Source organism: Duganella caerulea (assembly GCF_040362985.1).
In the GTDB taxonomy this organism is placed as follows: domain Bacteria; phylum Pseudomonadota; class Gammaproteobacteria; order Burkholderiales; family Burkholderiaceae_D; genus Rugamonas; species Rugamonas vulcania.
The window spans coordinates 378931-402702 of the sequence record NZ_BPWJ01000006.1 but is presented as its reverse complement, the minus strand read 5'-3'; the positions used below and the strand labels follow the sequence as shown (position 1 = coordinate 402702).

Annotated in this window: 19 protein-coding genes; 13 read left to right on the top strand and 6 right to left on the bottom strand. The window is 65.4% G+C overall.

Translation table 11 applies throughout. From position 1 onward, the window contains the following. Nucleotides 1-5: 5 nt before the first annotated feature. Nucleotides 6-1157: an MFS transporter gene (locus tag ACUJB0_RS20510; RefSeq protein WP_444846836.1), complete on the bottom strand. Its 1152-nt coding sequence runs from the start codon at nucleotides 1155-1157 to the stop codon at nucleotides 6-8. Nucleotides 1158-1160: 3 nt separating this feature from the next. Next, nucleotides 1161-2288, bottom strand: a complete 1128-nt coding sequence (gene aroC, locus ACUJB0_RS20505; RefSeq protein ID WP_444846835.1) for a chorismate synthase — start codon at nucleotides 2286-2288, stop codon at nucleotides 1161-1163. A 252-nt stretch (nucleotides 2289-2540) separates the two neighbouring features. Between aroC and ACUJB0_RS20500 the strand changes: the two genes are divergently transcribed. After that, complete coding sequence (locus ACUJB0_RS20500; RefSeq protein ID WP_444846834.1) at nucleotides 2541-4802, top strand: putative bifunctional diguanylate cyclase/phosphodiesterase; 2262 nt, start codon at nucleotides 2541-2543, stop codon at nucleotides 4800-4802. 82 nt (nucleotides 4803-4884) lie between these two features. On the opposite strand, the gene ACUJB0_RS20495 is transcribed toward ACUJB0_RS20500, so the two are convergent. Next, complete coding sequence (locus ACUJB0_RS20495) at nucleotides 4885-5340, bottom strand: CBS domain-containing protein (RefSeq protein WP_117010377.1); 456 nt, start codon at nucleotides 5338-5340, stop codon at nucleotides 4885-4887. A gap of 196 nt (nucleotides 5341-5536) precedes the next feature. Between ACUJB0_RS20495 and ACUJB0_RS20490 the strand changes: the two genes are divergently transcribed. Together ACUJB0_RS20490 and ACUJB0_RS20485 are read left to right on the top strand one after the other, a co-directional pair. Further along, a complete protein-coding gene (locus tag ACUJB0_RS20490; RefSeq protein WP_444846833.1) occupies nucleotides 5537-6847 on the top strand; it encodes an O-acetylhomoserine aminocarboxypropyltransferase in 1311 nt (436 codons plus the stop codon). Between the two features lies 1 nt (nucleotide 6848). Continuing rightward, nucleotides 6849-7652 carry an alpha/beta fold hydrolase gene (locus tag ACUJB0_RS20485; RefSeq protein WP_444846832.1) on the top strand — a complete coding sequence of 268 codons (804 nt, stop codon included), beginning with the start codon at nucleotides 6849-6851 and terminating at the stop codon, nucleotides 7650-7652. Here the strand turns inward: ACUJB0_RS20485 and ACUJB0_RS20480 are convergent. Further along, a complete protein-coding gene (locus ACUJB0_RS20480) occupies nucleotides 7633-8769 on the bottom strand; it encodes an HAF repeat-containing protein (protein ID WP_444846831.1) in 1137 nt (378 codons plus the stop codon). The genes ACUJB0_RS20485 and ACUJB0_RS20480 overlap by 20 nt on opposite strands. Nucleotides 8770-8936: 167 nt before the next feature. Here ACUJB0_RS20480 and ACUJB0_RS20475 point away from each other — a divergent pair, with 167 nt between their 5' ends. Both ACUJB0_RS20475 and ACUJB0_RS20470 read left to right on the top strand, forming a co-directional pair. Further along, complete coding sequence (locus ACUJB0_RS20475; protein WP_444846830.1) at nucleotides 8937-9521, top strand: LysE family translocator; 585 nt, start codon at nucleotides 8937-8939, stop codon at nucleotides 9519-9521. 9 nt (nucleotides 9522-9530) lie between these two features. After that, complete coding sequence (locus ACUJB0_RS20470) at nucleotides 9531-10994, top strand: aminotransferase-like domain-containing protein (protein ID WP_444846829.1); 1464 nt, start codon at nucleotides 9531-9533, stop codon at nucleotides 10992-10994. A 3-nt stretch (nucleotides 10995-10997) separates the two neighbouring features. On the opposite strand, the gene ACUJB0_RS20465 is transcribed toward ACUJB0_RS20470, so the two are convergent. Then, nucleotides 10998-12374 carry a YihY family inner membrane protein gene (locus tag ACUJB0_RS20465; protein ID WP_444846828.1) on the bottom strand — a complete coding sequence of 459 codons (1377 nt, stop codon included), beginning with the start codon at nucleotides 12372-12374 and terminating at the stop codon, nucleotides 10998-11000. A 65-nt stretch (nucleotides 12375-12439) separates the two neighbouring features. Here ACUJB0_RS20465 and wrbA point away from each other — a divergent pair, with 65 nt between their 5' ends. The 6 genes from wrbA (at nucleotide 12440) to ACUJB0_RS20435 (ending at nucleotide 20450) form a co-directional block, all read left to right on the top strand. After that, entirely contained in the window at nucleotides 12440-13051 is a 612-nt protein-coding gene (gene wrbA, locus ACUJB0_RS20460) for an NAD(P)H:quinone oxidoreductase (RefSeq protein WP_161085660.1), read from the top strand. Between the two features lie 13 nt (nucleotides 13052-13064). Next, nucleotides 13065-13472: a DUF2069 domain-containing protein gene (locus ACUJB0_RS20455; RefSeq protein WP_161085666.1), complete on the top strand. Its 408-nt coding sequence runs from the start codon at nucleotides 13065-13067 to the stop codon at nucleotides 13470-13472. Continuing rightward, nucleotides 13469-14875: an FAD-binding oxidoreductase gene (locus ACUJB0_RS20450; protein ID WP_444846827.1), complete on the top strand. Its 1407-nt coding sequence runs from the start codon at nucleotides 13469-13471 to the stop codon at nucleotides 14873-14875. Before ACUJB0_RS20455 ends, ACUJB0_RS20450 begins: the two co-directional genes overlap by 4 nt. 11 nt (nucleotides 14876-14886) lie before the next feature. Continuing rightward, entirely contained in the window at nucleotides 14887-17442 is a 2556-nt protein-coding gene (locus tag ACUJB0_RS20445; protein WP_444846855.1) for an FtsX-like permease family protein, read from the top strand. Beyond that, entirely contained in the window at nucleotides 17442-18539 is a 1098-nt protein-coding gene (locus ACUJB0_RS20440; RefSeq protein WP_444846826.1) for a lipocalin-like domain-containing protein, read from the top strand. Before ACUJB0_RS20445 ends, ACUJB0_RS20440 begins: the two co-directional genes overlap by 1 nt. A 66-nt stretch (nucleotides 18540-18605) precedes the next feature. Further along, nucleotides 18606-20450: an ABC transporter transmembrane domain-containing protein gene (locus ACUJB0_RS20435; protein ID WP_444846825.1), complete on the top strand. Its 1845-nt coding sequence runs from the start codon at nucleotides 18606-18608 to the stop codon at nucleotides 20448-20450. A gap of 26 nt (nucleotides 20451-20476) precedes the next feature. On the opposite strand, the gene ACUJB0_RS20430 is transcribed toward ACUJB0_RS20435, so the two are convergent. Continuing rightward, nucleotides 20477-21697 carry a hypothetical protein gene (locus ACUJB0_RS20430; RefSeq protein ID WP_444846824.1) on the bottom strand — a complete coding sequence of 407 codons (1221 nt, stop codon included), beginning with the start codon at nucleotides 21695-21697 and terminating at the stop codon, nucleotides 20477-20479. 162 nt (nucleotides 21698-21859) lie between these two features. On the opposite strand from ACUJB0_RS20430, the gene ACUJB0_RS20425 reads away from it, so the two are divergent. Together ACUJB0_RS20425 and ACUJB0_RS20420 are read left to right on the top strand one after the other, a co-directional pair. Further along, on the top strand, nucleotides 21860-22633 hold the full coding sequence (locus tag ACUJB0_RS20425) for a sterol desaturase family protein (RefSeq protein ID WP_444846823.1): 774 nt from the start codon (nucleotides 21860-21862) through the stop codon (nucleotides 22631-22633). Nucleotides 22634-22657: 24 nt separating this feature from the next. Beyond that, complete coding sequence (locus ACUJB0_RS20420) at nucleotides 22658-23743, top strand: threonine aldolase family protein (RefSeq protein ID WP_444846822.1); 1086 nt, start codon at nucleotides 22658-22660, stop codon at nucleotides 23741-23743. Nucleotides 23744-23772: the final 29 nt, after the last annotated feature.

The window sequence follows — 23772 nt, the reverse complement described above, 5'->3', positions numbered from 1 at the left end:
CGCCGTCAATAGCTGTCGCGCTGCTGCCAGCGGTAGGACAGCACGGCGGCCAGCATCGAACACGACACCAGCGCGGCCGCCACGTAGTACACCGACTGCGGCCCCGCCCTCTCCCACCACTGCGCCAGGAACAGCCCGCCCAGCGAGCCGCCGATGCCGTACGAAATGCTCATGTACAGCGCCTGCCCGCGCGCCTGCAGCGGTCCGGAGAACCAGCGCTGCAAGGTCATCACCGACGACGAGTGATGCAGCGCGAAAGTGGCCGCGTGCATCACCTGCGCCGCGATCAGCAGCCACAACACATGCGGGCCGAAGCCTATCATCAGGAAGCGCACCACCGCCACGGCCAGCGTCACCAGCATCATGTTGCGCGCGCCCCAGCGCTTGAACAGCGGCGCCTGGAAGTAGAACAGCAACACCTCGGCCGTCACGCCCAGCGACCACATGGCGCCGATCACGGTCTTGCTGTAGCCGTTGCGCTCCAGGTACAGCGAGTAAAAGGTGTACAGCGAGGTGTGGGCCGCGACCATCAGCGCGGTCGAGGCGAAGAAGGCGATCACCTCGCGCCGGCGCAGCAGCGACAGCAACGGCGGCGGCGCCACCTTGTGCACGCGGCGCGGCACGTCCTGCAGGCGGAACGCCGCGACTATGGTCAGCACCAGCAGCGCCGCGGCCACCCACGGCAGCGCGGCGATGCCGTAGTGCTCCAGCGCGTACGCGGCCAGCGTGACCGAGGCGATGAAGCCGATCGAACCCCACATGCGGATGCGGCCATAGTAGGTCAGGTCGCCGCGCATCTCGGACAGCATCAGCGCCTCGCAGATCGGCGCCTGGCCGCTGGTGAACAGGTTCAGCACGATCATCGCCAGCATGAAGTGGACGAAGGTGCTGCCGAAGAAGAAGCCGCTGAAGCCCGCCAGCGCGGCGAAGCCGGCCATCCGAAGGACGAACACGCGGCGGTCGTAATGGTCGGCGACGTAGCCCCAGACGTTGGGGCCGACGATGCGCAGCACCTGGATCATCGACATCAGCACGCCGATCTGCGCCACCGTCATGCCTTTATCGGCGAAGAACAGCGTGGCGTAGGTGGACCAGGTTCCCGCGTGCGCGTAGTAGCAGAACAGGAATAAGGCGAAGCTGAACGCTTGTACCGGCACCGCTTAGTTGGAGGCTGGCGGGACCGCCGGCACCGGCGGCGCGATGTTCGGCGTGGCGACATGGACGTCGCCGCACTGCGCGCGGTGCATCAGCGCGTGGTCCATCAGCACCAGCGCCAGCATGGCCTCGGCGATCGGCGTGGCGCGGATGCCGACGCACGGGTCGTGGCGGCCGAAGGTTTCCACCATCACCGGGTTGCCGTCCTTGTCGATCGACTGGCGCGGCGTGCGAATGGACGAGGTCGGCTTGATGGCGATCGACACCGTGATGTCCTGGCCGGTCGAGATGCCGCCCAACACGCCGCCGGCGTTGTTGCCGATGAAGCCTTCCGGCGTCAGCGAGTCGCCGTGCACCGAGCCCTTCTGCTCGACCGACTTGAAGCCGGCGCCGATTTCCACGCCCTTGACGGCGTTAATGCCCATCATGGCGTAGGCGATGTCGGCGTCCAGCTTGTCGTAGATGGGCTGGCCCAGGCCAACCGGAATGTTGCGGGCGATCACGTCGATGCGCGCGCCGATCGAATCGCCGGCCTTGCGCAACTCATCCATCGCCTCTTCCATGCGGGCGATCAGGGCGGCGTCGCCGCTGGCGGCAAAGAACGGGTTGTCGTGCACGTGCGACCAGTCCTGGAACGGCACGGCGATGTCGCCGAGCTGACTCATGCAGCCCTTGAACTCGGTGCCGTACTGCTGGTTCAGCCATTTCTTGGCGATGGCGGCCGCGCCGACCACCGGCGCCGTCAGGCGCGCCGACGAGCGGCCGCCGCCGCGCGGATCGCGGACGCCGTATTTGTGCCAATAGGTGTAATCTGCATGGCCTGGACGGAAACTATCGACGATATTGCCGTAGTCCTTGCTGCGCTGGTCCTCGTTGCGGATCAGCAGCGCGATCGGCGTGCCGGTGGTCACTCCCTGGTACACCCCCGACAGGATTTCCACCGTGTCAGGTTCCTTGCGCTGCGTCACGTGGCGCGACGTGCCCGGCTTGCGGCGGTCCAGCTCCGGCTGGATGTCCGCTTCCGACAAAGGCAAACCTGGTGGGCAGCCATCGATCACACAACCAATCGCGGGACCGTGCGACTCACCAAAGGTAGTTACTGAAAACAATTTGCCAAATGTATTGCCGGACATAGGAAGAGAATCTTTGGAAAAAGGTGGAAAGTACCCAATTCTACCAGCCGGCGGCGTTTGCCGCCCGCCCAGCGCGATAATTTCCACAAGGCAAGTTTCTATTGGTAAAATACCATTCTTTCGATGAAAGCCGGGCAAACTTGCACACCAGTATGCAACGTTCTGTGTAAAGCGCCGGAAAACCGCGTTCTTTTTAACAATTCGCTATATACTTGATCTCAAGAACACCGAGAAATCCTGGAGATGTTACACATGCCCCCACCGATCACACCCCTTGAGCAATCCAAGGACGATCAAGACGATCTGGTATTCTTAGAAGAGCATCCGGCGACGCTCGCAGTACCCGGTGCCCGCAACGTCTGGCGGGTCATGATCATCGATGACGACGAAGATGTTCACTCGACCACCACCTTCGCGCTGGGCAACCTCGACATGCAGCAGCGCCCGCTTGAATTCGTGCATGCGTATTCGGCCGGCCAGGCGCGCGAACTGCTGAAGCACGAAACCGAAATCGCCGTCATCCTGCTGGATGTGGTCATGGAGCAGGACGATGCCGGCCTGCACCTGGTGCGCTACATCCGCGAAACACTGAACCTGGCCGACGTGCGCATCATCCTGCGCACCGGCCAGCCCGGCTACGCGCCGGAGATCGACGCCATCCGCGATTTCGACATCAACGATTACAAGACCAAGTCCGAGCTGACCCGCATCAAGCTGTACACCACGGTGACGGCGGCGATCCGCTCCTACGAACAAATCCGCAAGATCAACGACAGCCGGCGCGGCCTGAACCAGATCGTCCACGCCAGCACCCAGCTGATGGCGCTGCACGGCGTGCAGAACTTCGCCTCCGGCGTGCTGGCGCAGATCGCCGACCTGCTGGGCCAGGACGGCAACGGCGTGCTGTGCGTGCAGGAGTGTCCGGACGACGGCTGCCACCAGCTGATGGTGATGGCCACCATCGGCAGCTACCGCCACCTGGACAACGCCACGCTGTGCAACCAGGAGCACAAGCCCATCTACGACGCCATGGAGCTGACGCTGGGCCAGCGCCGCAACATCTACGGCCCGGATTTCATCACGCTGTACTTCGCCGGCAAGGCCAGCCGCGACTTCGTCGCCTACCTGGACGTGGGCCGCGCGCCGACCGAGATCGACGAGCGCCTGCTGGAAGTGTTCTGCTCCAACGTCGCCGTGGGCCTGGACAACGTCGAGCTGGTCACGCACCTGCACAACGCCGCCTTCTACGACCAGCTGTCCAAGCTACCCAACCGCACCCGCCTGGTCGAGATCCTCGACGCCACGCTGGCCGGCCCGGCGCGCGACGACGCCACGCTGTCGCTGGTCGACCTGGACCACTTCGCCGAAACCAACGACGCGCTCGGCCACCAGTTCGGCGACATGCTGCTGGTGGCGGTCGCCGGCCGCCTGCAAACCCAGCTGGGCGACCAGCTGACGGTGGCGCGCATCGGCGGCGACATCTTCTGCGTGCTGGGCGACTCGTCGCAGGTCAACCCGGCCAAGATCCTGGCGCTGTTCGCCGATCCGTTCAGCATCGACGGCCAGGACGTGCAGCTGTCGGCCACGCTGGGCCTGGTGCGCCTGGGCGAGCATGAAGGCAGCGGCGCTGACGCCCTGAAGGACGCCGACATCGCCCTCAAGCGCGCCAAGTCGCAGCAGCGCGCCGGCCACTTCTACTTCTCGCGCTCGATGGGCGTGGAGATCCGCGAACGCGTGCGCATGATGCACGCGCTGCGCACCGCCTTCGGCCAGAACCAGCTGTTCGTCGTGTACCAGCCGCAGATCGACCTGGCCACGCGCCGGCCGATGGGCGCCGAGGCGCTGCTGCGCTGGCAGACGCCGGACGGCAAGTTCATCTCGCCGGACCGTTTCATCCCGATCGCCGAGTATTCGGGCCTGATCATCGACCTGGGCGCGTGGGTCATGCGCACCGCCTGCCAGGAGCTGGTGGACCTGCGCAAGGCCGGCCACCTCGACTTCATGATGTCGATTAACGTCTCGCAGGTGCAGTTCCGCCATCCGCACTTCCTGGAGACGCTGCGCAAGGCGCTGGACGACACCGGCGCGCCGCCGGAATACGTGGAACTGGAGATCACCGAGTCGATGGCGATGGAAGAGCCGGACATGCTGATCAAGATGCTGGGCCAGATCAAGCAGACCGGCGTGAGCATCGCGATCGACGACTTCGGCACCGGTTTCTCGTCGCTGTCCTACCTGCAGCGGTTGCAGATCGACCGCCTGAAGATCGACCGCGCCTTCGTCACCGAGATCACCGGTTCCGCGCGCGGCAGCAGCATCGCCGAGATGGTGATCCAGCTGGGCCGCAACCTCGGCCTGGCCGTGATCGCGGAAGGCGTGGAGGACGAGCGCCAGGCGCAGATCCTGCAGGCGCTGGGCTGTCCGCTGGCGCAAGGCTTCCTGTTCGCGCGGCCGATGACGGCCACGGCGCTCAACGGTTGGCTCAACAACGACACGCTGGAAGGCGCGGCATAAAATAAAAAACGCCACGTGCGCTGCCGACGCTCAGGAGCGTCGCGCAGCCATGTGGCGTTTTTATTGGCGCCGGGCGCCGGGCTTAATCGGCTTGGTCTGCCGTCTCGGCCGGCCAGTCGCGGATGTAGGCTTTCAACATCTTGTTCTCGAAGCTCTGCGCCTCGAGCACCGCGCGCGCCACGTCGTAGAACGAGATCACGCCCAGGATGGTCTTGGCGTTCATCACCGGCAAGTAGCGCGCGTGCTTTTCCAGCATGATGCGGCGCACTTCGTTGACCTCGGTATCCGGCGTGACGGTGATCGGGTGATCGTCCATGTGCTTGCGCACCGTGCCGGTGCCGACCGTGCCCGCGTTCTCGTGCAGCGCGCGCAGCACTTCGCGGAAGGTCAGCATGCCCGCCAGCTCGCCGAATTCCATGACCACCAGCGAACCGATGTCTTTCTCCGCCATCGTATTGGCGGCGTCAGCCAACGGCTGGTCAGGAGAGATAGTGTAAAGAATGCTGCCTTTAACCTGAAGAATTTCGGAGACTTTCATTTTGGGCCGTCCTGTCCGCTGATATAGGCTTTGTGAATGGGGGTTCTGATTATTGTAGCCTTATAGCGAATGTAGCGTATGAGCGGCAAAAAATCCAGCGCTCTGGATAAGCAAATCGCAACATTCTTGCAGAGCTGTTGCCAAGCCGCGATTCAGGGTAGGATGCCCAGCATTCCTATAACTCCAACGAGACCACATGAGCGGACCAAGATATCCCGGCTTTGACACCCTCGCGCTGCACGCCGGCGCCGCGCCCGACCCGGCCACCGGCGCGCGCGCCACGCCAGTCTATTTCACCTCGTCCTTCGCCTTCAAGGACTCCGACCACGCCGCCTCGCTGTTCAACATGGAACGCGCCGGCCACGTCTACTCGCGCATCTCGAACCCGACCAACGCGGTGCTGGAGGAACGCATCGCCGCGCTGGAAGGCGGCGTGGCCGGCATCGCCACCGCCAGCGGTCAGGCCGCGATGCACCTGGGCCTCGTCACTATCGCCGGCGCCGGCTCGCACATCGTCGCCTCGCGCGCGCTGTACGGCGGCTCGCACAACATGCTGGCCTACACGCTCAAGCGCTTCGGCATCGAGACCACCTTCGTCGACCCGCGCGACCTCGACGCCTGGCGCGCCGCGATCCGCCCGAACACCAAGGTGCTGTTCGCCGAAACGCTGGGCAATCCGGGCCTGGACGTGCTGGATATCGAGTCCGTCGCCGCCATCGCGCACGAGCAGCACCTGCCGCTCATGATGGACTCCACCTTCACCACGCCCTACCTGCTCAAGCCCTTCGAGCATGGCGCCGACCTGGTGTTCCACTCGGCCACCAAATTCCTGTGCGGGCACGGCACCGCCATCGGCGGCCTGCTGGTGGACGGCGGCACCTTCGACTGGCAAGCCGCCTACGACAAGACCGGCCGCTTCGCCGAACTGTGCGAACCGTACGACGGCTTCCACGGCATGGTGTTCACGGAAGAGTCGACCGTGGCGGCGTTCGCGCTGCGCGCGCGGCGCGAAGGCCTGCGCGACTTCGGCGCCGTCATGAGCCCACACAACGCCTTCGCCGTGCTGCAGGGCGTGGAAACGCTGGCGCTGCGCATGGACCGGCACGTGGCCAACACCCGCAAGGTGGTCGAGTTCCTGCTGTCGAATCCCGCGGTGGAATCGGTGTCCTATCCCGAGCTGCCGTCGCACCCGGACTACGAACTGGCCAAGCGCCTGCTGCCCAAGGGCTGCGGCGCGGTGTTCTCCTTCAACCTGAAGGGCGACCGCGCCGCCGGCCGCCGCTTCGTCGACAGCCTGAAAGTGTTCTCGCACCTGGCCAACGTCGGCGACGCCAAATCGCTGGCGATCCATCCCGCCTCCACCACGCACTTCCGCGTGCCGGCCGAACAGCTGGCGGCAGCCGGCATCACCGAGGGCACGATGCGGCTATCGGTGGGACTGGAGGACGTGGACGATTTGATCGAAGACCTGGCGCGCGGCCTGAAACTGTCGCAGAAAGGAGCATGACATGCTGCTGACCGTACAAGGCGTGGACGCCTACTGCTACACCGGCGGCAAGCCATTCAACGCCGCGCTGCCGACCGTGGTCTTCATCCACGGCGCGCAGAACGACCATTCGGTGTGGGTGCTGCAGACCCGCTACTTCGCGCACCACGGCTACAGCGTGCTGGCGGTGGACCTGCCCGGCCACGGCCGCAGCAAGGGCGCGGCCAAGGCCAGCGTGCCGGAGCTGGCGGACTGGCTGCTGCAAGTGCTGGACGCCGCCGGTGTGCAAAAGGCCGCGCTGTTCGGCCACAGCATGGGCTCCCTGATCGCGCTGGAAGCCTCGCACAAGGCGCCCGAACGCGTCACGCACCTGGGCATGATCGGCTCGACCTATCCGATGAAGGTCTCGGACGCGCTGCTGGAAACCTCGCGCAGCGACGAGCAGAGCGCCATCGACATGGTCAACATCTGGTCGCACTCGTCGATCGCGCAGAAGCCATCCTGTCCCGGGCCGGGCTTCAGCGTCATGGGAGGCTCGCGCCGGCTGATGCAGCGCATCTCGCAGATCAATCCGCAGCAGGTGTTCCACATCGACTTCTCGGCCTGCAACGCCTACGCCAACGGCGAAGCGGCCGCGCAGGCCGTGCGCTGCCCCACCCTGTTCCTGTTCGGCGCGCGCGACATGATGACGCCACCAAAATCCACCAAGCTGCTGACCTCCACCATCAACCACGGCAAGGTGGTGACGGTGGACAGCGGCCACTCGCTGATGAGCGAGCAGCCGGACGCGGTGCTGGACGCCCTGTTCAGTTTTGCGGGAACTTGAAGCGGATGATGCGGTTCGCGCCTTCCAGCACGATGCCGCGATAGCGGCGGCGGTAGATCACGATGCCCGCGGTGGCGGCCAGCACCGCCGCGATCAGCATCACCATGTCGTTGCCGCCGTGCGTGACCACGGCGCGCTGGGACGAGTGCATGGTCGACGCCTCGAACTTCTTGCCGACATATTTCGCGCCGATCACCAGTTCCTCGGCGTTGATGCTGTTGACCAGGTACAGGCCGTAACCGCCAGGATGCACGGTCATCTTGCCGTCGCGGTAGACGAAGGAGCGGCGCTCGTCGCCGACGCGGATGCTGCCGACCACGTGGCCGGCGGCGTTAATGGCGGTGGCGAAGCTGTTGCCGTAGCCGATCAGCGCACCCAGGTCGACCATCTTCTTGCCATCGTGGACAAAGGCGTGCCAGTGCCGGTCCGGCGTCTCGGACGCGCCGACCACGACGCCGGAATCGTTGACGGCGGTGGCGCTGCTGGAGCGTCCACCCAGCGTGCCCAGATCCTTCATGCCGGCGCCGGGCCGGTAGATAAAGGCGCGCCGGTAACCGTCCGCCAGCGCCGCCGTGCCGACGATCACGCCATCGGTGTTGACGCCGGCCGCGTAGCTGATATTGCCGCCCAAAGTGCCCAGATCGACCAGCGGTCCGTCGCCGGTGGGGCCGGTGGTGAAGGCGTGGAAGTAGCCGTCGCTGGTGTCCGCAAAGCCGACTGCCTGGCCCGAACGGCTGATGCCCATGCCGTAGCTGCTGCCGCCGCCGAGCGTTCCGAGATCACGCATAGCCAGACCGGCGCGGTAGACGAAGGCGCGCCAGTGGCCGTCGCTGTCCTGGGCCGAGCCAACCACGTCGCCGCCGATGTTGATGCCCTTGGTGAAGCTGTCGGTGCCGCCCAGGGTGCCCAGTTCGATCAGGCGCTTATTCCACAGCACCGCGCGCTGGCGCCCATTCTCTTCCTCGATGATGCCGGCCACCTGCCCCGCCGCGTTGATGTCGACCGCGATGCTGGCCTCATCGCCGCGCTCTCCCAATCCGGGCGGGTGCAGCTGCTGGGCAGGCGACGCCACACCGGCAATTCCAAACAAGACCACCGCAATCGGCATTCTCAGCATGACGTCTCCCAGTTGATTTTTATGAATGTCGATTCTATAACGGTAATGGGCAACTGTCACCATCGACAGGGTGATACAGCATGTGCCTGTCCCTGTGGCGCTGTGCCTTGTCCGCTGCGCGCCGCGCCCCTAAACTGGCGTCACCTCCACGCTATGAGCCGCGCGCCATGACCGAACTGCTGCCCCTGATGACCTACTGCCTGGTGATGTCGGCCACGCCCGGACCGAACAACGTCATGCTCGCCACCACCGGGGCCAATTTCGGCGGCCGTGGCGCGGTGCCGGCCATCATGGGCATCCAGACCGGCATGTTCGTGCAGACGATGCTGATGTGTCTCGGGCTGGGTAGCGTCTTTATGACCTACCCGTTGGCCCAGCAAGTGCTGCGCATCGCCGGGTCGGTGTATCTGATCTACCTGGCCTGGAAGCTCAGCGGAGCGTCGATGAGCGGCGCGCAGGCGCCCAAGGCCGTGACGTTCGCCCAAGCGACGACCTTCCAGGCGCTTAATCCCAAGAGCTGGGTGAAGGCCATCACCGTGGCATCGGTCTTCATGCCCTCCGGCGGAAATACGCTCGGCAACGCACTGCTGGTGGCGGTGATCGGCGCCCTGGTGGGCGCGCCTTGCAACGCCATGTGGGCGCTGTTTGGCATGTCGATACGCCGCTTCCTGCAGGACCCGCAAAAGCAGCGCGTGTTCAATTGGACCATGGCCGCCATCCTGCTGGTGCTGGCCGTGATGTTTTTACGCTAGACTCTCACCATGTTCCCCATCGACCGCTCCTCTCCCATCGCCCTGTCCAAACAGATAGAAGACCAGTTGCGCCACATGGTCGAAAGCCGTGCCCTGCCCGGCGGCGCCAAGCTGCCGTCCATACGCCAACTGGCCACGCAGCTGGAAGTCAGCGCCAATACCGTGGTGGCGGCCTACGACCGGCTGGTCGCGGCGGGCGTCATCGATTCCCATGGCACAGCGGGCTTCTTTGCCTGTTCGCCCAAGGACGTCGGCAGCGTGGTGCCCGATGAAGTCGCGCTGGAAGCGGGCGAGGAGCAGGAGCCGGTCTGGCTGGCGCAGCAAGCCAACGACCAGCGCGCCGGCATTCTGCTGGCCAGCAGCGGCGCCCTGCCGCCGACTTGGCTGCAAGACGCCGTCCCCGCCAGCGCGGTGCAACGGGGCCTGGCGCGCAGCGCCGCCGGCATGGCCTCGCGCTGCCCTCCGCAAGGACTGCCCGAATTACGTGAACATATCGCGCTGATATTGCGCGGCATCGGCATGGCCTTCGACGCCGGCCATATCCTCACGACCTTCGGCGCCACCCACGCGATCGACCTGATTTGCCGCAGTTTCCTGCAGCCCGGCGACACCGTGCTGGTCGAAGATCCCGGCTACTTCCTGATGTTCGGCCGGCTGCGCCAGGACGGCATACGCCTGGTGCCGATCAAGCGCCGGCCCGACGGTCTCGATCTCGACGAACTGGAGGCGGCCTGCCGCGAGCACCGTCCGCGCCTGCTGTTCGTGCAGACCGCCCTGCACAATCCCACCGGCTGGAGCAGCAGCGCCGCCAATCTGCACAAGGTGCTGATGCTGGCGAAGCAGCATGGGTTCCTGATCGCCGAGGACGACGTGCATGGCCATTTCCAGCACGGCCACAGCACGCGGCTGGCCGCGCTGGCGGGCCTCGACGGCGTGATTTACTACTCCAGTTTTTGCAAGGCGCTCAGTCCCGCCCTGCGGATGGGCTATCTCGCCGCCGCCCCGGCCCTGCTCAAGGTGCTGATGCGGACCAAGATCCACACCATAATGACGATGCCGGCGTTGAACGAATACGTGCTGCTGGAAGTGCTCAGGGCCGGCAATCTGCGCAAGCACCTGGACCGCATGCAGCGCAAGATCATGGCCGCGCGTAACGCCAGCACCCGCCAATTGAGCGAGGCCGGCGTGCGGTTCGAGCAGCCCGGCGACGCCGGCATCTTCTTGTGGGGTACGATGCCGGAAGGCCTGGACGTCGACCTGCTGGTGCAGGACGCCTACCGCAACAACATCCTGCTGATGCGCGGCGCCGCCTTCTCGGCGAACGACACGCCCAACCAGCATATCCGCTTCAACGTCGCGTTCAGCCAGGATCCGCGCCTGGGCAGCTACCTGCGGGAGCGCCTGGAGGCCGTGGCCGGCGTCCGCTCAAGCCTGGCGCGCGTCAGCGGCGTGACGAGGCCTGTGGGTGGCTGACGCCTAGCGGCAGTCGATCGGTCCGAAGTGCGCGGCCAGGGTCTTGCCCAGCCCCGCTTCCACGGCGGATTCCACCTCGCGCGCCAGCAACGCGGCCTCGCGGGCGGCCTTCAGGTCGCGCTCATCGTCGCTGTCGCCAACCACGCCGGCGTTGATCGGCATGCCGGCGAAGACGAACAAACGATAGACCTCGGCCAGCGTCAGCTTCTCCACATTGGCCAGGATGACCCAGTGGTCGCTGCCTTCGCTGACACGCTTGCCCCACTGGACCCGCGCCGGCGCATCGACCTTGACGCGGCCCACCCAGCCTTCGGCCATCATCTTTTCCAGCAGCGTGTCCATCTCGTCGAAGCCCAGCCGCGTGCGTGCGCGGATCGCGCCCGCGCTGACCAGCGCCGTGTCGCCGCATTTGCAGGCCACGTGCAGCACCCGCAGGATCGCCATCGCGTCGACAAATTCGCCGCCCGGTTGCGCCTCGTGCCACCAGCGCTCGTACTTCACCACCGGCAGCGCGGCCACCAGCAGCGCGCCGAACAACGTGATCAGCCACGAAACGTAGACCCACAGCAGGAACAGCGGCAGCGCGGCCAGCGCGCCGTAGATCTTCGAATACGTCGGGAACTGCGTGATGAACACCGCGAAGCCACGCTTGGCCACCTCGAACGCCAGGCCGGCCACCAGGCCGCCCCAGGCCGCGTCGTGCCAGTCAACGTCGCGGTTCGGCACCGCCACATACAACAGCGTGAACGTGAACGTGGTCAGCGCCAGCGACAGCACCGTGTAGATCAAGGCGCCGATCACCGGCACGTCGCCTATCAGGTCGCTGGTGGCCATGAACACCCTGCCCGACAAGGTCAGCGAAACGCCGATCAGCAAGGGGCCGAGCGTGATGATGGCCCAGTAGACCAGGATGCGTTTGCTCCAGCGCCGCTCGGCGCGCACGCGCCAGATGCGGTTGAACACGCGCTCGATCAAATTCATCATCGCGATCGAGGTGAAAATCAGCGCCACCGCGCCCACCGCCGACAGCCGCGTGGCCTTGGAGGCGAACATGGTCAGGTAATTGAGGATGGTGCTGGAAATCGACTTCGGCATCACGCTCTGCACGAAGTAAGCCTCCAGCGACGAGCGGAAGGTGTTAAACATCGGGAAGGTGGTGAAAATCGCCAGCGCGATCGTCAGCAGCGGCACCAGCGCGAACACGGTGGTGAAAGTCAGGCTGCCGGCCACCTGCGGCAGGCTTTCCTCGCGCAGGCGGCGGTGGGCGAACAAAAACAGGTCCCGCACTTCGGGCCAGGACAGCGAGCGCACTGTCTCTATCCCGCTACGGCAGTTGCGGGAGACATACTGTAAAACCGGATGAATAATTTTTTCGTACATGAGCGATAATCGAAATACAAGAGTGGCGACGATGCCACCCGCCAAAGCGCCCTATAATACCGCCGATGAACCAAGCCAATCTGATTATTCTTGTATTGTTTTACTCACGTCACGGCGCAACGCGCAAATTGGCGGAGCTGATCGCCCAGGGCGTGGAGAGCGTGCCGGGCTGCGACGCGCGCCTGCGCACGGTTCCAGCCGTATCGACCGTGGCCGAGGCCACCGAGCCGGACGTGCCGGCCGAAGGCGCCCCCTACGTCGAGCTGGACGACCTGGCCGAATGCGCCGGCCTGGCGGTCGGCTCGCCGACCCGCTTCGGCAACATGGCCTCGGCGATGAAGTATTTTTGGGACGGCACGGCGGCCCAGTGGCTGTCCGGCGCGCTGGCGGGCAAGCCGGCCTGCGTGTTCACGTCCACCGGCAGCCTGCACGGCGGCCAGGAATCGACGCTGCTGTCGATGATGATCCCGTTGTTCCACCACGGCCTGATGGTACTCGGCCTGCCGTACACCAATCCGGAGCTGATGACCACCTCCAGCGGCGGCACGCCGTATGGCGCCAGCCACTGGTCGGGACTTGACGGCAAGAAGACCATCACCGAAGATGAAAAACGCCTGGCCATCGCGCTGGGCCGGCGCCTGGCCGAAACGGCCGTCAAACTGCGCGCCGTCGCTTGACCGGGGACGCATGATGGAAAACACAATGCAGAAGTATTTTCACTGGGGCGCCATCGGCAGCCTGGTAACGCTGATCGTCTGGTGCGTGCTGTGGGAGATGGTGCTGGCGCCGTTGAAGCCCGGCGGCTCCTGGCTGGTGCTGAAGGCCGCGCCGCTGCTGCTGCCGCTGTACGGCGTGTGGAAGCGCGACATCTATACCTTGCAGTGGACGTCGATGATGATACTGCTGTACTTCACCGAGGGCGTGGTGCGCGGCTGGAGCGACAAGGGCAGCATCTCCGCCTGGATGGCCTGGGGCGAAGCGCTGATCGTCTGCGTCTATTTTGTCTGCGCCGTGATGTATCTGCGTCCGTATAAAAAAGCGGCGAAGAAGCTGGCCAAGGAACTGCTGGACAAGGTGAAGGTCAACACCGTCAAATGATCGATTTCCTCGCGCATTGCCGCTCCATCGTGGGCGACGCCTTTGTACTCGACACGCCCGCCGACATGGCGCCCTTCCTCACCGACTGGCGCGGACGCTTCACCGGCAAAGCCCTGGCCGTGCTGCGGCCCGGATCGGTGGACCAGGTGGCAGCGCTGGTGCGCGCCTGCGCGCGGTGGCGCGTGCCGCTGGTTCCGCAGGGCGGCAACACAGGACTGGTGCTGGGCAGCGTACCGGATGCCGGCGGTAGCGCGGTCGTGCTGTCGCTGGCGCGGCTGAACCAGATACGCCAGGTCGATCCCGTCAACCGCACCATGACCGTGGACGCGGGCTGCATCCTCCAGCAGGTGCAGGAAGCCGCGGCCGCAGCGGGCTGCCTGTTCCCGCTGTCGCTGGCGGCGGAAGGCAGCTGCACCATCGGCGGCAACCTGTCCACCAACGCGGGCGGCACGGCGGTTCTCCGCTACGGCAACACGCGCGAATTATGCCTCGGGCTGGAAGTGGTCACGCCGCAGGGCGAGGTCTGGAGCGGCTTGCGCGGCCTGCGCAAGGACAATACCGGCTACGACCTGCGCGACCTGTTCATCGGCGCGGAGGGCACGCTGGGCGTCATCACCGGCGCGGTGCTCAAGCTTTATCCGCAGCCCAAGGCCAGCATCACCGCGCTGGCCGCGCTGCCCTCGCCCGCCCACGCGCTGCAATTGCTGACTTTAATGCAGGACCACTGCGGCTCCAGCCTGACCGGCTTCGAGCTGATGTCGCGCTACTGCCTGGAACTGGTGGCGCAGCAGTTTCAGTCGCTGCCCAAGCCGTTCGCGGCGCCGCATCCACAATATGTGCTGCTGGAGCTGTCGAGCAGCGAATCGGAGCAGCACGCGGTCGGCCTGCTGGAACAGGCCATCGGCGCGGCGCTGGAGCGCGATGTCATCAGCGATGCGGTGGTGGCGACTTCGGTGGCGCAATCGGCCGGACTGTGGCAGCTGCGCGAACACATCCCGCTGGCGCAGGCCAAGGCCGGCAAGAACATCAAGCACGATATCTCGCTGCCGGTATCCAGCATCGCAGACTTCATCGCCGTCACCGGCCCCTTGCTGGACGCTGCCTTCCCCGGCTGCCAGCTGGTGTGCTTCGGCCATCTGGGCGACGGCAACCTGCACTACAACGTGGCACCGCCGGACGGCATCTCCAACGAGGACTTCCTGCTCAACCAGGACAAGGTCAATCGCGTGGTGCATGACAGCGTGGTCGGATTCGGCGGCTCGATCTCGGCGGAACACGGCATCGGCGCGCTTAAACGCGACGAGCTGGCACACTACAAATCGGCGGTGGAATTGAACATGATGCGAGCCATCAAGGCCGCGCTGGACCCGTTGGGCATCATGAATCCGGGGAAAATCCTGTGAGCGGTGCCGCGATGGGCCGCTTGTCGCGCTGGTTGTTGTTGGGCGAGTGGCGCGCGCACCCGCTGCGGGCGCTGGTGGCCATCGCCGCGATCGCGGTCGGCATCTCGCTCGGTTTCGCCATCCATCTGATCAACGCCGCCGCGTTCAACGAATTCTCGTCCGCCATCAAGGGCTTGTCCGGCGTGGCCGACGTGCAGGTGCGCGGCACCGAGCAGTTCTTCGACGAAGCCATTTACCCGGTGCTGGCGCAGCGCGCCGGCGTGGCGGTAGCGTCGCCGGTGCTGGAGTTCGACGCCTCCGTGCCCGGCCAGTCCACCGCGCTGAAGATACTCGGCATCGACGTTTTCCGCGCCAGCTTCATCTCGTCCGACCTGGTCGGCGTGCCATCGGAAGACCACTTGATGGACACGATGGCCGACGACGCGCTGTTCCTGTCCCCGGCCGCGCAGCAGTGGCTCAAGCCCGCAGCAGGCGCGCCGTTGACGCTGCAAGTGGGCGTCGGCGAACTGAAACTGCGCGTGGCCGGTTCGCTGCAACGCGCCCGCGCCGGCCAGCGCATCGGCGTGATGGACCTGGGCGCGGCGCAATGGCGCTTCGAAAAGCTCGGCCAGCTGTCCCGCATCGACCTCAAACTGCGCGACGGCGTCAATCGCGACGCCTTCAAGGCGGAGCTGGAACAACAGCTGCAGCACGATTATCCCGGCCGCTTCCGCGTCAGCCAGCCCAACGACGAAGACCAGAACAGCCGCAACGAAGGCATGAGCCGCGCCTACCGCGTCAACCTGACCGTGCTGGCCCTGGTCGCGCTGTTCACCGGCGCCTTCCTGGTGTTCTCCACCCAGGCGCTGTCGGTGATACGCCGCCGCAGCCAGTTCGCGCTGCTGCGCGTGCTGGGCATGGACCGCAAGCACCTGCTGCGCCAGATACTGATCGAAGGCCTGAGCCTGGGCGTGGCCGGATCGGCCATCGGCATCGCCGCCGGCTACGGCATGGCCGCCGCCGCGCTGCACTTCATGGGCGCCGACCTGGGTGCCGGCTTCTTCTCCGGCGTGCGGCCGCAGGTGCAGTTCACGCCCGTCGCGGCAGCGGTCTACTTCGCGCTCGGCGTGGCGGTGGCCTTGCTGGGCTGCGCCGCGCCGGCGCTGGACGCGGCGCGCGCCAAGCCCGCCGTCGCGCTCAAGTCGGGCACCGAGGAGGCGGCGATGTCGCGGCTATCGAAGGCCTGGCCGGCGCTGGCCTGCATCGGATTGGCCGCCCTGCTGTCGCAAGCGCCGCCGGTGTTCGAGCTGCCGCTGTTCGGCTACCTGTCGATCGCGTTGCTGCTGGTCGGCGCCATCGCGCTGATGCCGCGCTTGGCCGCCATCGTGTTCCGCGTGGCGCACCGCCGCTGGAGCGCGGCCACCGCCGGCAAGCCAGGCGCCTCGGCCGTGGTCACGCTGACGCTGTCGCGCCTCGCCAACGCCTCCAGCCAGGCCGGCATCGCGCTGGGCGGCGTGCTGTCCAGCTTCAGCCTGATGGTGGCGATGGCGATCATGGTTTCCAGCTTCCGTGTATCGCTGGACGACTGGCTGCTGCACATTCTGCCTGCCGACATCTATGTCAGCACCACCAGCGCCGGCACCACCGCCGGCCTGCGGCCGCAGGAGCAGGCCGCCATCGCCGCCCTGCCCGGCGTCGCCAGCGCCGACTTCCTGCGCATGCGCGGCATCTCGCTGGCCGCCGCCCGTCCGGCGGTCGCGCTGATGGCGCGCGAGGTAGACCCTGCCGATCCGGGTAAGACGCTGGCCATCGTCGGCGCCACGCAGGTGCCCGGCCCGGGCGCTCCGCCGCCGGTCTGGATTTCGGAAGCGATGGTCGACTTGTACGGCATGAACGTCGGCCAGCGCATCGAGCTGCCGCTCAACGGCAAGCTGCGCGCCTTCACGGTGGCCGGCGTCTGGCGCGATTACGCGCGTCCCACCGGCTCGATCCAGATGCGGCTGAGCGACTACCGTGCCATCACCGGCGACATGGACGCCAGCAACGTCGCCCTGTGGCTCAAGCCGGGCGCCAAGGCGGCCGACACGGATCGGGCCTTGAAGCGCCTGCCCTTCGCCGCCGCGCTGACGACCACCGCGCCGTCCGAGATCCGCTCGATGAGCATGAAGATCTTCGACCGCAGCTTCGCCATCACCTATCTGCTGGAGGCGATCGCCATCGTCATCGGCCTGTTCGGCGTGGCCGCCACTTTCTCGGCGCAGACGCTGGCGCGTGCCAAGGAGTTCGGCATGCTGCGCCACGTCGGCGTCACGCGGCGGCAGATCCTGTCCATCCTGGCCATCGAAGGCGGCGCCTTGACGGGGCTGGGCATCGTCACCGGTTTCGCGCTGGGCTGGGTTATCAGCCTGATATTGGTTTTTGTCGTCAATCCGCAGTCCTTCCACTGGACCATGCAGCTGCATTTGCCATGGCCTTTGCTGGCCACCGTGGCCGGCCTGCTGCTGGCCGCCGCCGCGATGACCGCGCTGCTGGCCGGCCGCCAGTCGCTGTCGGGCGGGCCGATACGCGCAGTCAGGGAGGACTGGTAATGAATCTGATCCAACGCGGCGCGGCCGCACTGGCGTTGCTGGCGGCGCTGGCCGTCCAAGCGTCCGTCCATGCGGCGGAGCCGGTGTTCAAGGCGGTCACGCCGCTGGCGCCCGGCGCCTCGCTGAGCTTCCCCGCGGACTTCGGCGCCCATCCCGACTACAAGACCGAATGGTGGTACGTCACCGGCTGGCTCGCGAAACCGGACGGCAAGCCGATGGGCTTCCAGGTCACGTTCTTCCGCAGCGCCACGTCGCACGACCGCGCCAATCCCAGCAAATTCGCGCCCAAGCAGCTGATCATCGGCCACGCGGCCATTTCCGATCCAGCCAACGGCAAGCTGCTGCACGACGAGCGCAGCGCGCGCGAGGGCTTCGGCCTGTCCTACGCCAAGGTCGGCGACACCGACGTCAAGCTCGAAGACTGGCACATGGTCCGCGCCGCCGACGGCAGCTACCAGGTCCACCTGGACGCCGCCAGCTTCAAGCTGGATCTGAAACTGGCGCCGTCGCAGCCGGTGCTGCCGCAGGGCGACCGAGGTTTTTCCCGCAAGGGCGCGCAGCTTTCCGACAGCAGCTACTACTACAGCGAACCGCAGCTGACCACCACCGGCACCGTCACCAGCGGCGGCAAGACGGTCGCCGTCACAGGCGCCAGCTGGTTCGATCACGAGTGGTCCACCCAGTATGTCGCCACCGATGCCGCGGGCTGGGACTGGATAGGCGCCAACCTCGCCGACGGCGGCGCCATGATGGCTTTCCAGATGCGCAGCAAGACAGGTGCTAAACTATGGTCGCACGCGACATGGCGCGATGCATCCGGTAAGATCACGCAGTTTTCCCCGGACCAGGTCAGCTTTACCCCGCAACGGCGGTGGCGTTCGCCCCGCACCAATGCCGAGTATCCCGTCTCGACCCAGCTCACCACCGGCAGCACCGTGTGGCAGGTTATCCCTTTGCAGGATGACCAGGAGCTGGACTCGCGGCGCTCCACCGGCGCGGTGTACTGGGAGGGCGCGGTGACGCTGGAACGGGACGGCAAACCCGCCGGCCGCGCCTACCTGGAGATGACCGGCTATGTGAGGCCGATCAAGTTTTAGCAGCACCGAACAATTTAGCGACACCTGAATCGTCAACAAAGAACACTTACGAACCGCAGCCACACGATGACCAACAGCACCACCGCCAGCACCCCGTCCGCAGCCGCCCCCAACACAGCCAGGGAAGCCAAGAAAGGCAGTCTAGCCACCCTGCGCGGCCTGACGCCGTTCCTGCTGCCGTACAAGCGCCAGTTCCTCATGGCCGGCATCGCGCTGGTGGTGGCCGCGTGCTCCACGCTGGCGATTCCCGCCGCCTTCAAGCAGATGATCGACCTGGGCTTCGGCGGCACCGGCGCCAAGAGCATCAAGCACGTCGACCTGGTGTTCCTGGCGCTGTTCGGCGTGGCCACCGTGCTGGCACTGGCCACGGCGGCGCGTTTCTACACCGTCTCCTGGCTGGGCGAGCGCGTCACCGCCGACATCCGCAGCGCGGTCTACAACCACGTCGTCACCCAGAGCCCCGAATTTTTCGAGACCACGCAAAGCGGCGAGGTCCTGTCGCGCATCACCACCGACACCACGCTGATCCAGGCGGTGGTGGGCACCAGCATCTCGATGGCGCTGCGTAACGTGCTGCTGTTCATCGGCGGCCTGGTGATGCTGTTCGTGACCAGCGCCAAGCTGTCGGCCATCATCATCGGCCTGCTGATCCTGACGGTGCTGCCGATCGTGATGTTCGGCCGCCGCGTGCGCAAGCTCTCGCGCGATTCGCAGGACCGCATCGCCGACGCCTCCGCCATGGCTGGCGAAATCCTCAACGCCATGCCGACGGTGCAGGCATTCACCCACGAGAAGATCGAATCGAAGCGCTTCGGCGACTCGGTCGAAGGCGCGTTCGGCACCGCCATGCGCCGCATCCGCGCCCGCGCGCTGCTGACCATGATCGCCATCGTGCTGGTGTTCGGCACCATCGTGTTCGTGCTGTGGCTCGGCGCGCACGCCGTGCTGGAAGGCTCGATGACCGGCGGCGACCTCGGACAATTCATCCTGTACGCCTCCATCGTGGCCGGCGCCATCGGCGCCCTGTCCGAGGTGATGGGCGAGGCGCAGCGCGCCGCCGGCGCCACCGAGCGCCTGCTGGAACTGATGTCGGTCAAGTCGGCCATCCAGTCGCCGGCCCAGCCGCTGGCGCTACCGCCGCGCGCCGCCAACGGCGCGGCACTGAGCCTGCACGACGTATCGTTCTCCTATCCTTCGCGTCCCGACACGGCGGCGCTGGGCCACCTGTCGCTGGACATCAAGCCTGGTGAGACGGTGGCCGTGGTCGGCCCTTCGGGCGCCGGCAAGACCACGCTGTTCCAGCTGTTCCTGCGTTTCTACGACCCGCAGAGCGGCAGCATCAAGCTCGATGGCGTGGACATCACCAGGCTCGATCTGCACACGCTGCGCGACGCCATCGGCATCGTGCCGCAGGATACGGTGATCTTCTCGGCCGACGCGATGGAGAACATCCGCTACGGCCGCGCCGGCGCCACCGACGCGGAAGTGATCCAGGCCGCCAAGCTGGCCGCCGCCCACGAGTTCATCGAACGCCTGCCGCAGGGTTATCAATCCTTCCTGGGCGAGCGCGGCGTGCGCCTGTCCGGCGGCCAGCGCCAGCGCATCGCGATCGCGCGCGCGCTACTGAAAAACCCGCCGCTGCTGCTGCTCGACGAAGCCACCAGCGCGCTGGACGCCGAATCCGAGCGCCTGGTGCAGACGGCGCTGGAGGCGGCGATGGTCGGCCGCACCACCGTCATCATCGCGCACCGCCTGGCGACCGTGCAGCGCGCCGACCGCATCATCGTGATGGAGGACGGCCGCATCGTCGAAACCGGCACCCATGCGTCGCTGGTGGCGCTGGGGGGTGTCTACGCCAATCTGGCCGCGCTGCAGTTCCACAACGTCCACATCGAACACCGCGCGAACTGACCTGCTGCGCTGAGCCAATCAGCGCATCAGGGCGTAACGCCAGGCAGCGACGACAGCGGCAGGATGCGCGAACGGGTGGCCGAGCCGCTCCACTCAGGCATCAGGCTGAGGAAGCGGCCATCGATGCCCGTGAAGCTGACCATGCCCGACGTCGTGCCGCCCTTCGTCATGACGTGGCCTAACAACAGGTTACCTTTACCGGCGTTGCCCACCGCACCTTGCGACACAAACGCCTCCTCATACAATCCGGTGGCGATGATGACGTTATTCCAGGAGCTCGGACCAAACTTGAAGCCGTTGACCACACCCTCGCCTCCCATCAGGCGCGGCGCAATGAAGACATTGTTCCTAAATTTGTCCACGTCGACGCCATTGGTCAAGCTCTCGAAGCCGAAGTTGTAGAACTTATTGCCGTTGAACTGACCTACCTGCGCAGAACCCGGTACGGCCGCGAGACCGGTCACGCCGGAGATCTTCCCGCCGGTGAAGGTATTTTCATTGGCCCAGCCGTCAATCTCTGTCGTCAGCAGTACGCCGACGTCGTTATGCGTCAGCAGTTCGAAGTCGATCTTGTTGTACTGCGAGCCGTTCTTGTCCTTGCCGACCACCTTGATGGCGTTATGAAAACCGTTGATCGAATTTACTTTCACCGTCGCGTACTGGGCATTCATCAGCGTAATGCCGGAGCCGACGTAACCGTAGGTGGGCGTGTCCTGCCAAGGTGCGCCGCTCATTTTGGACAATTCCAGCACATGACCATACCGCCCCTGCACGACGATGCCATCGCGGGCGCCGAAGTCCAGATTGCCTCGCGCGGTAAAGCGGAGGTATTTATTATCTGGCAGGGTAATCGTGTCTTGGAACTTATAGTAGCCTTCCGGAATCAGCAATTCCTCGCCGTTGCGCAGCGCCGTGATGGCGGCCTGCACGGCGGGCGCGTTGTCCAGCGAGCTCTCGCTCAGGCCGAACCATTTGGCGTTGACGGCGCCGTCGAACATGCGCTTGTACATTTTTCTGGCGCTATTGTTTTTATTGCAGAACAACGTGGTCCCGCCGTTCGCCTGGTCTGTCGAGCTCGACGCGACCGGATAAAACAAGCCCTCCCTGCCCACGTCCGAAATAAACACCAGCGGGGCGGTGCAAGTGGTCGAAGTTTCGAGGCCGTTGATGGTCATGACCGTCTGGGCTTGTGCGGAAAAGGCTGTGGCCAACGCGGCAATCAACGTGGCGCCTTGAAGATTTTTCATCTGAAATCCATTCCTAAAAAATTAGTTAATTGGTAATTTTAAGCAATGCAATCGTAGCATTACGATAACTCCGCACGATTGCCAAACCAGACATTAATTATTTTATAAACATTGTCCGCACGGCCGGCCTTAGCATGCGTGATCCAATTTCAAGGGAATGCCATGCTCTACCCGCTCCTCCGCAACATCCTGCACGTCGCATGGCACTATGCGCTGGTGGCAGGTATCTTTGCTGCGCTCCGGCTGTGGTGGGGTTTCCGGCCTGGCCGCAGGCAGCCGCTGCAAGCGAAGCCGATCGGCACGCCGCAAATCCGGCGCGAGATGTTCACTTCCGTGTTCAGCATCATCGCGCTGGGCTGCGTGATGCCGGTGGCGTTCGCGCTGGGCCTCGGCCGCCATGTCAACTTCTACCAAAGCGTGCATGCCTACGGGCGCGGATGGGGCTTTATCGCCTTGATGGTGGTACTGATGATGCTGATCCAGGACACCTGGTTCTACTGGACGCACCGCCTGATGCACCACCGCCGCCTGTTCCGCTGGGTGCACCGCACCCATCACCGTTCCACCAACACCGGGCCTTTGTCCACCTACTCGATCAGTCCACTGGAGGCGGTGATCGACAGCGGTGGAAGCATCGTGATCCTGCTGCTGTTGCCAGTCACGTTCTGGTCGGTGCTCATTTTTTCGTGGATTAACACGATCTACGCCGTGTACACGCACCTGGGCTATGAGCTGTTCCCGCGCCCGATGTCGACGCATTGGCTGGGCCGCTGGATCAACACCTCCACCGCGCACAACACCCACCATGCGCGGGGGCGCTACAACTACAGCTGGTACTTCCTGTTCTGGGACCGGATGATGGGCACCCTGTCGCCGGACTACGACGAGCAGTATCCCAAAACCGGCTTTTTGGCCCCGGCGGCAAAAAGCCGGTAACATTCTCCCTTTCAGGAGAACGCCTTGACCGACGCCGAACTGCGCCTCAGCTGCACCACCCACCTTCCCGGACACCGCCAGCCCTCGCCCGCCCAGCTGTTCGCGGCGATGTCCGCGTGGTGCGAGGCCAACGGCGTCGCGCACGACGTCTACGGCACCGGCACGCTGATACAGGACTTCGAGCAGAAGGTCGCCACCCTGCTGGGCTTTGAATCGGCGCTGTTCTGCATCACGGGCACCATGACGCAGGCCACCGCGCTGCGCATCGCCTGTTCGGAGCGCGGCAGCCGGCTGGTGGCGCTGCATCCGACCTCGCACATCCTGCGCCACGAACGCGGCAACCATCAGCTGTTCGACCATTTCCAGGCGCTGCAGATCGGCGACCCGCACCGTCCGTGGACACTGGACGAACTCAAAGGCATTCCTGACAAATTGGGCGCGGCCACACTGGAGCTGCCGATGCGCGAGATCGGCGGCCAGTGTCCAAGCTGGGACGAGCTGGCCGCCATCAAGGCCTACTGCCGCGAACAGTCCATCCACCTGCACCTGGACGGCGCGCGCCTGCTGGAGACCGTCGCCGCATACGGCCGCCCGGCCGCTGACATCGCGGCCGGCTTCGACAGCGTCTACCTGTCGCTGTACAAGGGCATAGGCGGCATGGGCGGCGCCATGCTGCTGGGTAGCGCGGCCTTCATCGCCAAAGCGCAGGAATGGTTCCGGCGCCAGGGCGGCAACGTCTACCAGCGCACGCCGTACGTGGTGGCCGCCGCGATGCAGTTCGACGCCCGGCTGGCCGCGATGCCCGATTACTTCCGCCGCACGGAGTGGCTATACGAGGTGCTGCGCGACTATCCGTTGCTGACGCCCAATCCTGCCCGTCCGCAGGCCAGCATGCTGCATCTGCACCTGCCGGTCAGCCGCGAGCGCGCCAACGAGATCCGCAACCGCATCGCCGAGCAGCATGGCGTGTGGCTGTTCAACGGCGCCAGCCACGCGGCGCTGCCCGGACGCAGCTCGGTGGAGCTGTACATCGGCGACAACCTGCTCAACCTGCCGGACCGGCGCGTGCGCGAGATCCTGGCCCTGTGGTCGGACGCGTTGTCCCATTAATTTCTGCACAAGCCGGTGCAACCGGCTAC